13 protein-coding genes and 2 pseudogenes are annotated in these 13891 nt (G+C 56.0%); 7 read left to right on the top strand and 8 right to left on the bottom strand.

Annotated elements, in window-relative coordinates:
- Window positions 1–36: 36 nt before the first annotated feature.
- Window positions 37–1116 (top strand): helix-turn-helix domain-containing protein, encoded by a 1080-nt coding sequence (locus tag AC2FGC_RS09570; RefSeq protein WP_496724940.1) that lies wholly within the window; start codon window positions 37–39, stop codon window positions 1114–1116.
- Between the two features lie 63 nt (window positions 1117–1179).
- Here AC2FGC_RS09570 and AC2FGC_RS09565 read toward each other — a convergent pair.
- From AC2FGC_RS09565 to AC2FGC_RS09550, 4 genes and pseudogenes are all read right to left on the bottom strand, one after another.
- Window positions 1180–1528 (bottom strand): annotated as a pseudogene (locus tag AC2FGC_RS09565) (hypothetical protein); the annotation flags it as partial.
- A gap of 276 nt (window positions 1529–1804) precedes the next feature.
- Window positions 1805–2536 (bottom strand): amino acid ABC transporter ATP-binding protein, encoded by a 732-nt coding sequence (locus AC2FGC_RS09560; protein WP_496724938.1) that lies wholly within the window; start codon window positions 2534–2536, stop codon window positions 1805–1807.
- On the bottom strand, window positions 2533–3393 hold the full coding sequence (locus tag AC2FGC_RS09555) for an amino acid ABC transporter permease (protein WP_058273739.1): 861 nt from the start codon (window positions 3391–3393) through the stop codon (window positions 2533–2535). Before AC2FGC_RS09555 ends, AC2FGC_RS09560 begins: the two co-directional genes overlap by 4 nt.
- The gene (locus AC2FGC_RS09550) at window positions 3394–4221 is read right to left on the bottom strand and encodes an ABC transporter substrate-binding protein (RefSeq protein WP_496741130.1); all 828 of its coding nucleotides are present in this window, start codon (window positions 4219–4221) and stop codon (window positions 3394–3396) included.
- A gap of 614 nt (window positions 4222–4835) precedes the next feature.
- Here AC2FGC_RS09550 and AC2FGC_RS09545 point away from each other — a divergent pair.
- The gene (locus tag AC2FGC_RS09545; protein WP_496724932.1) at window positions 4836–5441 is read left to right on the top strand and encodes a YrbL family protein; all 606 of its coding nucleotides are present in this window, start codon (window positions 4836–4838) and stop codon (window positions 5439–5441) included.
- Window positions 5442–5572: 131 nt separating this feature from the next.
- Here the strand turns inward: AC2FGC_RS09545 and AC2FGC_RS09540 are convergent, their stop codons facing one another.
- A complete protein-coding gene (locus AC2FGC_RS09540) occupies window positions 5573–6226 on the bottom strand; it encodes a YrbL family protein (protein ID WP_496766185.1) in 654 nt (217 codons plus the stop codon).
- 138 nt (window positions 6227–6364) lie between these two features.
- Between AC2FGC_RS09540 and AC2FGC_RS09535 the strand changes: the two genes are divergently transcribed.
- The gene (locus tag AC2FGC_RS09535) at window positions 6365–6868 is read left to right on the top strand and encodes a Crp/Fnr family transcriptional regulator (protein WP_496782197.1); all 504 of its coding nucleotides are present in this window, start codon (window positions 6365–6367) and stop codon (window positions 6866–6868) included.
- 422 nt (window positions 6869–7290) lie between these two features.
- Here the strand turns inward: AC2FGC_RS09535 and AC2FGC_RS09530 are convergent, their stop codons facing one another.
- The 3 genes and pseudogenes from AC2FGC_RS09530 to AC2FGC_RS09520 all read right to left on the bottom strand — a co-directional run bounded on the left by AC2FGC_RS09530 (window position 7291) and on the right by AC2FGC_RS09520 (window position 9301).
- Window positions 7291–8151 carry a Rossmann-like and DUF2520 domain-containing protein gene (locus AC2FGC_RS09530; protein WP_496724928.1) on the bottom strand — a complete coding sequence of 287 codons (861 nt, stop codon included), beginning with the start codon at window positions 8149–8151 and terminating at the stop codon, window positions 7291–7293.
- A 313-nt stretch (window positions 8152–8464) separates the two neighbouring features.
- A pseudogene (locus AC2FGC_RS09525) lies at window positions 8465–8644 on the bottom strand (transposase); the annotation flags it as partial.
- Between the two features lie 27 nt (window positions 8645–8671).
- Window positions 8672–9301 carry a response regulator transcription factor gene (locus AC2FGC_RS09520; RefSeq protein ID WP_496724926.1) on the bottom strand — a complete coding sequence of 210 codons (630 nt, stop codon included), beginning with the start codon at window positions 9299–9301 and terminating at the stop codon, window positions 8672–8674.
- A 220-nt stretch (window positions 9302–9521) separates the two neighbouring features.
- Between AC2FGC_RS09520 and AC2FGC_RS09515 the strand changes: the two genes are divergently transcribed.
- Genes AC2FGC_RS09515 through AC2FGC_RS09500 form a run of 4 tightly spaced genes read left to right on the top strand, consistent with a single transcriptional unit; the run spans window position 9522 to window position 13849 of the window.
- The gene (locus tag AC2FGC_RS09515) at window positions 9522–10763 is read left to right on the top strand and encodes a pyridoxal-phosphate-dependent aminotransferase family protein (RefSeq protein ID WP_496724925.1); all 1242 of its coding nucleotides are present in this window, start codon (window positions 9522–9524) and stop codon (window positions 10761–10763) included.
- Window positions 10764–10791: 28 nt separating this feature from the next.
- Window positions 10792–11988, top strand: a complete 1197-nt coding sequence (locus AC2FGC_RS09510; RefSeq protein ID WP_496724923.1) for a malate--CoA ligase subunit beta — start codon at window positions 10792–10794, stop codon at window positions 11986–11988.
- A complete protein-coding gene (sucD, locus tag AC2FGC_RS09505; protein ID WP_496724921.1) occupies window positions 11988–12878 on the top strand; it encodes a succinate--CoA ligase subunit alpha in 891 nt (296 codons plus the stop codon). The genes AC2FGC_RS09510 and sucD overlap by 1 nt, the downstream gene beginning before the upstream one ends.
- Complete coding sequence (locus AC2FGC_RS09500; RefSeq protein ID WP_496724919.1) at window positions 12878–13849, top strand: 2-hydroxyacid dehydrogenase; 972 nt, start codon at window positions 12878–12880, stop codon at window positions 13847–13849. Before sucD ends, AC2FGC_RS09500 begins: the two co-directional genes overlap by 1 nt.
- Window positions 13850–13891: the final 42 nt, after the last annotated feature.

The following is a 13891-nucleotide window of genomic DNA, read 5'->3' as shown; positions in this document are numbered from 1 at the left end:
TTGTGAACCGCACGAAATGTCCGAAATATAGCGGGCATGACGACGAAACCTGTGATGCCGGACCCGGACGACGACGACGATGTGGTTGGTCCTCCCAGCATCTATGACACAGATCCGCCTGAGGATGATGATCTTTGGTTCCTCCCCCCGGATGAGGACCTGGCGCAGGATGTTTTTCTGCCGCCCGGTCCGGTGGTCGATCGCCGCCTGCTGTTTGATCCAAGGGACTGGCGTGCGGCCCAGGCCGAGCTGTCTTATGAACTGGCCGAACTGGCGGCCACGTTCGGGGCGTTGGACGAACGTTTGCGCGCAGGCCCGACCGGGTGGGGACACCGGCTGGCGCTGATGGATGTGTCTGATCTGGGTTGGTGGACAGGGGATAGGATCGGTGTCGACCGGCTTGCGTTGTGGGTGGGATTACGGATTGGCGCAACCGGCGATGATGTCCAGGCGATGTTCCGGGCAGGCTGGGCTGTGCGCCGACTAACTGCAGGGGCTGGGCCATCAGAGGGCGGCTGGGCGACTGGCCTGACCGCGTTTCTTGATCGCATGGCACAGGGCATCGAAGACATGCCAGAGGCCGTCGCCGATTTGGCTGAGATTATGCAGAATGTGGAAGGCTTGCATCCCGTCACGCAGGCAGCCATCGGGTTTCATGCTTGGCGCGCCCTTTCGGAAAGCCCTGGTCAGGACACTGAGGCAGCGATCATTGCAGCCCGACATGCTGCGTCGATGGGGCGGGGTGGAGCGATCTTCATGCCGTTGGCGTTGTCGGGTCCGGGGGCGTTGCGTGGGGTTGGTGAGCCGCAGGAAAAACTCGCGGCCTGGATCAGGGGGGCAGGGCAGTCGATATTAGCGGCTTTGTTGCACCTGGATCGGGTCAGCGCCTGGGATCAGCGCGCCCGCGAGGCGACAAGTGACCTGAGCGGCCGCACGCCACCGCGCCTGATCGACGCGCTGACCGCATGGCCCATGGTGTCGGCACCGCTGGCCGAGGCCCTGACACAGGCTTCGCGCGCTGCGGTGCAACGCAATATCGACCGTTTTATGAACCGGGGTTTGATCCGAGAGGTAACGGGGCAGGGGCGTTACCGGGTCTGGACAGCTGCACTGTAGCCTCTGAACAAACTGCGAATTGCCCGGTCGGCAGGGTGAAAACCCCAATTCATTCAGATAAATTCACGTGAACCCACGTTGAAGCGCGATCTCGGACGTATCTTGTCGGGTCATCCAGTTCAGTGTTTCCATCGGGTTGCTTTCGAAGACTTCTGCAGATGTTCCGTAACCGAAACATTTGCACGGCTTAGAAATGATGGGATGACAAAGTATCGATTTTTTAGCGCCGACGGGTCATTCGATCTTCGAAGCTGTTTTCGTAGCCTATTGTGAGTGGTTTCGACGGTGCATTTTGATAAGCCGCTTGTGGGTCGCAAAACCAGTCATCCGCGCCGATCCCGTCACTTAGACGCTGCCAATCTGAGAATTTGGTTCCACAATCAAGAATGAAGGACTGGCGTGCGTCGGTCGGTTTCCATTGTGCATGCCTCAGCCTCGAAACTATGCCTTGTCTGGTGAACGTGAAATCCTAGTGCAAGCACTGGCTAACAATCCGCTGACGCTGATCGATAGCGTGTCGATATTGTGTCACGCAAAATAGGCTTTTCATTCATGTAATTTAAGCCGCCTGCCTTGGCAGAACCTACGAATTGGACGTGGGTGGGAAACGCAGATGAGCATCGGTTTGGAATACCGGTACATTGTTTAACATAGGCCCCAGGCGTGACGCTGCACGATATCCGCGGTATCACAACACGCGCGACAGGAATGCCTTGGTGCGCGGTTCGCTTGGTTGGGAAAAGAGCACCTCGGGCGGGCCTTGCTCCAGGATGCGTCCGGCGTCCAGGAAACACACTTTGTCCGCCAGCTCGCGTGCAAAGCCCATTTCGTGGGTGGCAAGTACCATGGTCATACCCTGCTTTCGCAGGTCCCTCAGCACGTCCAGAACCTCGCCTACCAGCTCGGGATCCAGCGCGCTTGTAATCTCGTCAAACAACATGATCTGCGGCTCCATCGCCAGCGCGCGGATGATAGCCACCCGCTGCTGCTGACCGCCCGATAGCTGGTCTGGATAGTGCTCCATCCGGTCACCCAGCCCAAAGCGCGTGAAAAGCTGGGTCACCTTCGGGCGCAGGTCATCTCTGCTCAGCCCGCGTACACGACGTGGCGCGAGCATTACGTTCTCTGCCGCTGTCATGTGAGGAAAGAGGTTGTAGCTCTGGAACACAATGCCGATCTGTTGACGCACCGGCTGTGGGTCAAGTCCCGGTTCAGAGATGTCTTTCCCGTCCAGCCAGATCTCGCCGTCATCGATGGGTTCAAGCAGGTTCATGCAGCGCAAGAGTGTGGATTTGCCAGAGCCTGAGGCGCCAATCAGGCACACCATCTCGCCCTCAGCTACATCCAGGTCAATGCCCTTGCATACCTCGTGATCATCGAACCGTTTCCGCACCCCGCGCAAGGATAGCTTCGCTGTCATGTACGGGCCCTGTTCTGCTTGTTCATAAGGTAGTCCGCATACCGCGTTGCTGGTATGGTCAGCGCAAGAAAGATAAGCGCTGCGCCCACATAAGGCGTAAAATTGGCATAGAGCGATTTGTAAACACCAGCCTGACGGAAAATCTCAACCGGGCCGATAAAGGACAAAAGCGCCACGTCCTTCTGCAAAGCGATGAACAGGTTCATATTTGCAGGAACGACGTTTCGTATGGCCTGTGGCAGGACCACATAGCGCATGGTGTCCTGATCGCTTAGCCCCAACGAGGCCGCGGCGGATCGCTGCGACTGATGGATAGAGTCAATGCCCGAGCGGATCACTTCGGCCACATAGGCCGAATAGACCAAAACCAGCGCCAGCGTGCCCCAAATGTAGGGGCTGTTCCAGGGCCTCGGCAGGCCCAACCCGGGCACGCCAAAGCCAATAATGTAGATAACAAGAACCACGGGCAGGCCGCGGAAGATGTCCGTATATGCAATGCCGAAAAGCCGCAGCGGAAAAAGTGCTGGTGCGCGCGTGTCCCGACACAGCGCGATAACCAGACCCGTGATCGCGATAAGCGGTGCAGACCAGGCAAAAATCATCACGTTCATCAGAAAGGCTTCGAGCAATCCAGGAAACGTCTCGGCGAAGACCCGGCCGTTGAAAAACGAGCGTTGTACGGCCTCCCAACCTGGGGCGAGCGGGACGAGGACGACGATGGCAAGAGCCACGCTGACCACCGAAATCAGCGCGATGCGATTTGAGCGACGCCGTACCTCAGCTTCATAAACCTCGCGACGCGTTGGCGTCGCGGCAGAGTGCTCAACCGAGTCTTTTTGCAATGATGTTTCTTCCATTTACTCGATGACCGGCACACCTGTAGCCTCGGACAGCCATTGGGTTTCAATCGCGGCAAGCTCGCCGCTTTCGGTCAATTCTGTGATGGCCGCGTTGACGCATTCCTTCAAGGCGTTGCCCTCTTCCATCAAAAGGCCGAACTGATCAGGACTTTCGGATTGCCCCGGAGGGAACTGGCCAAGCAATGCACCGTTTTCGACCACGACAGCCGACAGATAGAGTGCCGTAGGCAGGTCATAAATTGCGGCATCGATCTGGCCAGCCATGATGGCCGCATTCACATCAGCATTGTCGTTGTAAAGCAGCGGTTCACTAGACGGCTGGATCACGTCGTTCAGCATCGGGATCGCGGTTGTCGTGGCCACAGCGCCCCACTTCAAATCCTTAAGGCCGTCCAACGTCGCTTCTGCACCGGAATCGACAACGTTCTGGGTTGTCAAAACCGCCATGGCCGAGGTGTAATATGGCAGGCTGAAATCAACCATTTCTTCGCGCTCGGGCGTGATCGAGTACTGCTGCATGTTGAAATCAAAGTTCTTTGCGCCGGGCTGAATCGCCTCGTCAAAACTTGTGCGAACCCAGGTGACATTTTCCTGGCCAAAGCCCATTTTTTCGGCGATGGCATAAGCAACGGCAGCTTCAAATCCTTCGCCGCTATCGGGCGCGTCATTCATTACCCAAGGATAGTAGGCCGGATTACCTGTTGCGATTGTCAGGGTGCCCTCTGTTAGGGTCTTGCCTTTGGCGCAGGTCCCATCGTCCGCAGCAAGCACCGAGGTTGTTGAGAAAAGTAAGGCCAGAGCTGGGCCAGCAATCAGTTTCATCAATCTTCTCCCTGTTTTTGTTTGGTCACAGGTTCTTATGCGCAGGGGGATTTGTCTAGGTGTTTGATCCCACGGTGTGATGGCGGGGAATTTTCATTGGAATGAGAGACGGTACAATGAATTTAGCGGCCAATCGCACATCTTCTCAGGAACCGGTCGAACGGTATCGTTAAGAGATCTGTTACAAACATTTGGCCATTGACCGGACCTGCGTCTTTGCTGCGGGTCAACTGGTGGAAATCGTAAACACAAAGGAAGCTTGAGCTTTTCTGGAGCACCTGCTCGAAACGGTTCCCTGCCATATCAACACCACCTTGACCGTCAATGGCAGCCAGTTGCAACAACCAGCTTCGCTCGAACTTGACTGAAATCCATGATGCCTACACTTGCGTCACCGATTGAAAACACCAAGTCGCCTCGCTCCATACGAAAAATCTGCAAAATCTGGACTTAAGAATCGTCTCGATTCCTTCTCGATTCGGTCCACCAGATGCCAGTACTAAACAATTGGTTTCGACATCTGGTTGTCCTCAATAATGAAAAGGACTAATTGGAGGTTTTGGTTTGAGAGGATCACTGTAATCAGTGATCTTCTTTATTAGGATCGGCAAAACAACATGATAGACTTAAGTAAAATTCGGCCAATGCGAAGAAGCCGCAACTACGAGATTTATCAGCATCCGTTTGTTGAGCGCGCGCTGTTGAAAGTCAGGGTGGATGAACCGGTGCGCAACCACGTGATTCCTCGTTATGCCGAGAGACGCTATGGCAACCTCCGTCAGTGGAACCGGGAAGCAAACGAATACTTAGCCGCGCTGACTCGAGGCTGCCCCGAGATTGAACGCCTTGCGGATTTTATGGGGTATGCTGCGACATCTCAAGGACCAGCACTGGTGGTCGAAAAGATGACCGGCCCAGATGGTGATTTGGCACCAACGCTGGAGTCTGAACGGGCCGCATTGGGCGATGATTTGTCAGAGCGCAAACAGCTGCACGGTGAGTTTATGGAACTCATGGACGACCTTGAACGTGGCCGGATTATCGTGGGCGACCTGAGTTTTGAAAACATTGTGCGGGCGCAAGAACGCGATGGGAAACTGGTCGTTATCGATGGTTTGGGCGAACGAGTGCTGTTTCCGCTGACGCTGGTTTCTGATTTAGCATTCCGCAAGTCCATCGAGCGTCGTCGGACGCGCATGGGCCAGGCATTTGGTCTGAGCTAGTAACACCCGCTCTGCGACCAACTACTGGCGTCGATTTGGCTTCGCTTCATAAGCCACCAACCGAATAGGCGCCTTCCCGCCCGAACCAAACAAGGACCTGTTGACTCCGATCAACTGGGTTAGCCAGACGATTAGCCTTTTGCGGCGCCAATCAAATCAAAGAACTTTTTTCGAACTTGGCCGAGCTTGCGGTCATTGTAACTGCGAACCCATCTTCGCAAAGGAATGACTTGTTTAGACCCAAAGCTGTCAATCCAAACCCATCGCCCGGATCCGTCGGGCCATGTTTGATAGACAAGATTGCCAGTGTTTTTGTTGCTTATGATGACACGTTCATCTGACAGTTGCTCAAAATGTCTATTGAGATCGCTCAAATGCTGAGGGGTGAGACGATCTTCGGCTATTAACTGAGACAGACTTGGGGAAAGCTGGCCATCCGGATCAGAAATGCGTTCATAGACCAGCGCCAGACCCTTGTCTGTCGGTGCAGTGCCAAACACCCTGCAAACGGGCATAACGTCCGGGCTTTCCTGATGGCGGACCATCAGAAAAAAGGCTTCATCAAACTCACGCATGAAACCCTTAAAAGCGGTAGCTCTGCGGAACAGCCGGTCATACCATTTGTCGGTTACAAGCCTCGAACCTGCATCCATCGTATGAGGTTGTGGAACCTTTAACAGCAACCCCTTATCAAATGGGTGTTCATACACGAATTGCCTGTTTCCCTTCGCGATAACAGGGCTGTTTCCTAGTTCAAGCAAGGTGGGGTTTTGGTGGCATTTCATTTTTTCTGTTTAAGTTGATTACAGACCAACGCAAGTCGTTTTTTGATCGTTGAAAGCGATAAGACGACGCGAACTACCTTTACTTTCTGGCCGATGGTTATGTCCGCCTGAGCAGCCTGACACGGAACGGTTTATGCTATTCTGCGCCCCGGTGACACGTTTGGTGAGTTGGGTGTATTCCAAAAAAGCCAATATGCAGGCACCGCAACCGCGCTGAATTCTGTCACTGTCTACCGCATTCGCAGAGATGTTCTGAACATGCTCAGCCGCTCCAATATGTCGACCTGTCTGGCCCTGAGCGATCTGGTCGCGGAAAGGTTCCGAACATTCGTTGACGCCACGCGTTGTCTGACAATGAACAGCCTGTCGGCGCGCCTTGCGGAAGCTTTGTTGCGCGTTGCCAGTCAGATCGGCGAGCCGATCTCGGTCGACGGACGGCAGGCGATCAGGATCGGGGCGTTTGCTACGCAATCCGATATCGGGAGTATGGTCCGCAGTACCCGCAGCAACGTGAATCGATGCCTGAAAGAGTGGGAGCGCGCCGACGCAATTCGGATTCAGGATCGCTCAATCATTATTCTGAATGCATCCTTCCTCGAACGGCTTCATGAAATGGAGTACGGTGCCGTTTCAAGACCCTGAGCGCTGTGAGGCTATCACAGGAATTCCGAAGCGGTATCGAATGTATCGGTCAGGTTATGCGCAGATCTTAGTGCCCCCTAGAATGCCACTCGGTCGGCATTGCCGCCAGGTCGCCTCGGGCCAAATAAGAATCGACGAAACTGGGATAACGCTGCTGTTCAAAGAGATTCAGCGGGGTTTGTCGAGCACTGAAGACGGAGTGAAATGTGCGCCTTCAGTTGTGCCTGATAGTTCTGATCAGCCTCTCAGCCATTTGACTGCAAACTACACACCTTTGCGACAGGTGACGGCCGACTTAGATGTCGGGGGTCGACGTGCTCGTACCATGCTGGCAACCCAAGGAGAGGGGGATCTCTGTGTTGAAGACACCCCGAACTGGTGCCAACTGAATTGCGTGGGCCTCAGTACGCGAGCGATGCGGCTTATTCTTTTGACAACTTAAGGGTGGCATCGGTCGAACCGGTCTTTTTTAAAGACCCGGCCATGTCACTTAAGGTGCGATAAACCTCTCCGGCCTGGGGGTGCCAGTTTGCCACGTCGCGTCCCTGAGTGGTCACGACTCGTTCATCTCCGCGCGCGGCCGGGCCCGTCAATGCCTGTTGCGGTCCCAAAGCAACGACATTTTCCGCAGTGCTTTCAAGAAGCCTTGCATTCAGCAGTGGGACCACATCGGCCCTGACCCCGGCTTCGGCCCAGGCTTCGCGCGCGATGGCTTGAAGCACAACGGCAAAGTTGTTCGAGATCACGGCCGCCGCGTGATAAAGGCTCTTGCCATCAGAGCGGATCGAAAAGCACTCGGCCCCCATTCTTTCCAAAATAGGTTGAAGGATAGCTAATGCATCGGCGTCACCTTCAAGGCCGCACAGGGTGCCCGTGAACTGTTTTATCGCTGTATCAGGGTCAGCGAAGGAAAGGACCGGATGCACACTGGCCAAACGCCAGCCCAGCCTACGCAACGCGGCCAGTTCATCAGCCGGGAAGAATCCGCTGCAGTGAAAGACTGTGGGGCGTTGTTTTATCGCTGTCTGCGTCGCGGCAAGGTCGGAGGCGACGCGAGAGATTTGCGTGTCTGGTACTGCGATAACCCAGAGATCGGCTGGCCGCATATCTGATAGGTCAGTTTCGGCCCGACCTGCGCCGACGCGTTGAACAGCGTTTTCTGCCGAGTTCCGACTTGCACTAAGGACATCCTGTATTTCGCAATCCGTCAAAGAGCTGAGAAGGCTCAGAAATGTCTGACCGACCCGGCCCGCTCCGATCAGATTTACTTTGATCCTGTCCATTCTTTTCGGCCTTTGGCGACTGGCTTTGTCAGGACTATGCCTGCGGCGCAGGGCCATTGCAAAGGCCCGGCTTGACAGGATTGCAATTTCAAAGTTTCAGCGACCACCTTTCGGTTTTTGCCGGACATCAACAACCCGATCTAATGGCGTTTCTCGCAAAATGCCTCATGTACAGTGACAACCATTGAGGCTGTGTCTCAGTCCAGATTACCCGCGCACAGTTCGGTCGTGACAGAGCCGATTGGCTATTCTGGTGGAATTTGATCCAGAAACTTCGGCAACGTGCGAGCATCTTTGACGTTGCCGCAGCTCGATCGACCGCGGGTTTCAATGGACCTTTGGAACAATGACACAGTATTCTTACGTTCAGCGTCTTTAGACGTCGACACTGTGTGCTGAAATCCGGAATAGATCTTTTCAACCCGATCAGGTGCAAGAGACTGGCGACGAACCCGGTCGTTTGTCTCAGCGGTGATCTGAACAGCACTTTCATGGCCGGCTAAGCCGGGAAACGCTTGGCTTACTCGCGCGACAACCGAGATGAATAGTAGTATGCAATCGCTTGGGTTCGGTTCTTTACGGCCAGTTTCTCATAAATGTTGGACAAGTGAAATTTGACCGTGTTGGTGGAAATCTGAAGCTCCTTCGATAAATCCCGGTTGGACATACCCTGTGCCAGAGCCTCGAGAATCGCGCGCTCTTTGCGGGACAGGCTTTGGATGGGGTCCTGCTGCATTTTGCGGACGTCAACGAAGGGAAACACCATCTTGCCATCGGCGACGTCTGCACAAGTTTTCAGCAAGCCTTCGACCTCGCCAGATCGCGCAGCAAACCCGGCGGCCCCCGCTTGCATTGCCAGTCTTGGAACGTCACCGGACGTATCGCCGTAAACGACAAACCGTGGTGCATTGGCCTGTTCGCGTAGCACCTCAATCAGTTTGGCTGCACCCAAAACGGGAAGATTCCAGTCGATAACTCCGACTTTCACGGGAACCCGCATCACCGTCCCCAAAAAGCCTTCGGCCGTCGCCGAGGTCGCAACAAGCGAGAATCGTGAGTCGCGTTCAAAGATCTCCGACATGGCCGACAGGACCAGAGGATTGCTGTCGGCCAGCATGACGTCAATCTGTGTCTGTACGGTTTCAACCATCTGATTTCTGTCCAATTTCCGCAAAAACTACCCGTATAGGTAGGTGAAATTTCGGTATACCTTTGTATTTTTACCTATAAGGGTGGGAAATTTCCGACCCAAATAGCCATCCTAAAGCAGTAGTAAGTTACGTTGTGTCACGAGGCAAGTCCGCGTTTCCTAATTGGCAATGCAACCCAATGGGCCCAGATGCCCCTTCAAATGCCGAGGACGTCAACCGATGACATTTCAGATTTTCCCTCCGCTTGAGATCCCCGAGACCTTGGCCGCCGGTCCCGGGCCGGGCAATACGGATGCACGTGTTCTGCAAGCTTTCACCAACGCGGGCGTGGCCGATCACATGCAGGGCGATGTTCTCAGGGGCATGGTTGAATGCAAACACATGCTTCGCAAGGTCTGGGGCACCCAAAACGCATATACTTTCGCCGTCGCCGGGACAGGTTGGAGCGCGCTGGACACCATGTTCTCTGCCGTCATGCCCGGTGACAAGGTCGTGGCCTTTGCCAACGGAACCTTCTCCGGGATCGACGCGCTGACTTTGCGGATCAAGGCGGCCACACCAGAGGAACATGCCGCCAATCCGCTGGATCCTCAGGCAGCAAGTGTCACAGTGATTGATGTCCCGCATGGTCAGCCGGTGACCGGTGAAATGGCCGAGGACGCGTTGGCGGAACACAAGCCCAAATGGGCTTTCATGGCGCATTGGGAAACCGGATCTGGTCGCGTCAACGACCTGCGCGCGTTCTCGGATGCGTGCGAGCGTCACGGTGTAATGGGTCTGATTGATGCAGTTTCATCGCTGGGTGTGGATGACTTTTCGATCGATGACTATCCGGGGATCGCCGGTTGGGCGTCATGTCCGCAAAAGGGGCTTTGTTGTCTGCCCCTGACTTACGCGCCGGTCAGTTTTACGGATACCTTTATCCGATCTCTCAAGACCACAGGTGCCTACACTTACGTGCACAATCCGATTTTCGAAGCGCGCCATTGGGGCATTGTCGACGGTCAGGATGTTGAAAAAGGGACCTATCACAGAACGCATTCCGGATACGCCGTCGCCGCGTTCCATGAGTCCCTGCGTCTGACATTGCAGGAAGGTCTGGCCAGACGGTCGGCATCCTACAAGACCCACGAGCGCGTGCTGCGCGACGCCGTGACAGCCATGGGGTGCGAGGTGACCTCGGATATGCCCAGCCTTGTTGTGCTCAACTTGCCGCCGGAACTGGCCGGTCGCGAAATGGAATTGGTGCAGCATTGCCGGGCACAGGGCTTTGGCATCTGGCCGACGCTGAGCGCGCCGGTTCAGGTTCGTATTGGCATTCTCAATCAGCTCAACCGACAGGCTGTCAGCCGCATCGTGCGTCTATTTGCGGAAGCCATCCGGGAACTGGGCGGTCAGGTCGAATTCGAAGAAATCGAGGCGCTGCTCGAAAGCCGCTATGGCACGTCGATCGCGGCTTAATCACACTGCATGAACGGGAGGATTGCAGATGGATATTCATGAATATCAGGCGAAAGAGGTTCTTTCGAATTTCGGTGTTGCCGTGCCGTCGGGCGCATTGGCTTACAGCCCTGAACAGGCGGCCTACCGTGCGCGCGAACTGGGCGGTGACAAGTGGATCGTCAAAGCGCAGGTCCACGCCGGTGGCCGTGGCAAAGCGGGCGGCGTCAAGCTGTGCAACACTGAAAACGAGATCTATCAAGCCTGCCACGATCTGTTTGGCCGCAAGCTTGTGACACATCAGACAGGACCCGAGGGCAAGGGTATCTACCGTGTTTATGTCGAATCTGCCGTGCCTATCGACCGCGAGATTTATCTGGGCTTCGTGCTGGATCGCTCCAGCCAGCGGGTGATGATCGTTGCCTCGTCAGAAGGTGGGATGGAGATCGAAGACATCTCGGCCGAGCGCCCCGACAGTATCGTGCGGTCTATTGTGGAACCCGCCGTCGGCTTGCAAGAGTTTCAGGCGCGCGAGATCGCTTTCAACCTTGGGCTGGAACCGCGTCTGGTTCAGCAAATGGTGCGGACATTGCAGGGCTGCTATGCCGCGTTCAGCGAACTGGACGCCACGATGGTTGAAATCAACCCGCTGGTCGTCACAGGTGACGACCGCGTGTTGGCATTGGATGCCAAGATGAGCTTTGACGACAACGCCCTGTTCCGGCATCCCCAGATTTCTGAACTGCGTGACAAAAGCCAGGAAGACCCGCGCGAAAGCCGCGCGGCGGATCGTGGTCTTTCCTATGTTGGGCTGGAAGGCAATATCGGTTGCATCGTGAACGGCGCTGGTTTGGCTATGGCCACGATGGATACGATCAAGCTGGCCGGAGGAGAGCCCGCAAACTTCCTCGACATCGGTGGTGGAGCGTCTCCAGAACGAGTAGCAAAGGCGTTCAGGCTGGTTCTGTCGGACAACAATGTTCAGGCGGTGCTGGTCAACATCTTCGCCGGGATCAACCGTTGTGACTGGGTTGCCGAAGGCGTCGTGCAGGCACTGCGCGAGATCGAGATCGACATTCCGGTCGTTGTGCGCCTTGCTGGAACGAATGTCGAAGAGGGTCAGAAAATTCTGGCCAAATCCGGTCTTCCGATCATCCGCGCCACTACTCTGATGGAGGCCGCAGAACGCGCTGTCGGCGCGTGGCGCAACGATCTGTCCCAAAACACCAAGATGAGGGCTGTGTAATGAGCATTCTTCTCGACCGCGACACACGGGTTATCGTTCAGGGCATCACCGGACGCATGGCGCGCTTTCATACGAAGGACATGCTGGCCTATGGCACAAACGTCGTTGGCGGTGTTGTCCCCGGCAAAGGCGGCGAAACCGTCGAGGGTGTGCCGGTTTTTGACACCGTCAAACAGGCCGTCGAAGCCACCGGAGCGGATGCCAGCCTTGTTTTCGTACCCCCACCGTTCGCCGCGGATTCCATCATGGAGGCCGCCGACGCAGGTATTCGCTATTGCGTGTGCATCACCGATGGCATCCCGGCGCAGGATATGATCCGGGTCAAGCGCTACATGTATCGGTATCCAAAAGACAAACGCATGGTTCTGACCGGACCAAACTGCGCGGGTACAATCAGCCCAGGTAAAGCGCTATTGGGAATCATGCCCGGACATATCTATCTGCCGGGCAATGTTGGGATCATTGGCCGCTCGGGGACGCTTGGGTACGAGGCTGCGGCCCAACTCAAGGAACGGGGTATTGGCATTTCGACCAGCGTGGGTATCGGTGGTGATCCGATCAATGGATCTTCGTTCCGCGATATCCTTGAACGGTTCGAACAGGACGAAAGCACCGAAGTCATCGCCATGATCGGCGAGATCGGTGGCCCACAGGAGGCCGAAGCCGCGGAATACATCCGCGATCATGTGACCAAACCCGTCGTCGCCTATGTCGCAGGCTTGACCGCACCCAAAGGCCGGACGATGGGCCACGCGGGCGCGATCATCTCGGCCTTTGGCGAAAGCGCGTCCGAGAAAGTCGAAATCCTTTCGGCAGCCGGCGTCACGGTCGCTGAAAATCCCGCTGTTATCGGCGAAACCATCGCCCGCGTCATGGGAAAGGCTGCGTAATGGCTAAACCTTCGGTTCTTGTTACCCGTCGCTGGCCTGCTGCCGTCGAGGCGCAGTTGGCCGAGAATTACAACGTCGTTCTGAATACCGGGGACAAGCCCATGTCCCCGGCTGAAATACGGGATTCCTTGAAACGCTATGATGCGGTGTTGCCCACTGTCACAGATACGCTGAACGCCGAGGCACTGGACGTTTCAGCGGCGCAAACCAGGATCCTTGCAAATTACGGGGTCGGCTACAGCCACATCTGCGAACCCGCGGCCCGCGAATTGGGCATGACGGTGACAAACACGCCTGACGTTCTGTCCGAATGCACTGCTGATATTGCGATGACGTTGCTGCTGATGGTGGCGCGCCGTGCAGGTGAGGGAGAGCGTGAGTTGCGCTCGGGCAACTGGACCGGATGGCGGCCTACACATCTGGTGGGCACCAAGGTCAGTGGCAAAACTCTGGGCATCATCGGCTACGGCCGCATCGGACAAGAGATGGCCCGCCGGGCGCACCACGGGTTCGGGATGGATATCATTGTCTACAACCGCAGCAAGGTTGCGCCGGATGTACTGGCCCGATGCAACGCAACTCAGGTAGATACGATTGACGATCTGTTGCCGCAGTGTGACTTCGTTTCGTTGCATTGCCCTGGTGGTGTTGCGAACCGGCACCTGATCAACTCGCGCCGGTTAAGCCTGATGAAACCCGACGCCTTTCTGATCAACACCGCGCGCGGTGAGGTGATCGACGAATGGGCACTGATCCAGGCGCTGATGTTTGACATGATCGGCGGAGCGGCGCTGGATGTTTTCGATGGCGAACCCCGCATCAGCCCGGACCTGTTGCAATGCGACAACCTCGTGATGCTGCCGCATCTGGGCAGCGCCACGCGCGAGGCGCGCGAAGCGATGGGGTTTCGCGTTCTGGATAACCTCAACGACTTTTTCGCCGGACGCGCGCCCCGAGATCGCGTGATCTGAGGCCAACCCCGATCACTCTGAACCAAAAGACGAAGGACCCAA

The sequence above is a fragment of the Ruegeria sp. CDSC054 genome (assembly GCF_059610645.1).
Note: the sequence above shows the minus strand (reverse complement) of the source record. Positions and strands in the feature narration are given on the sequence as shown.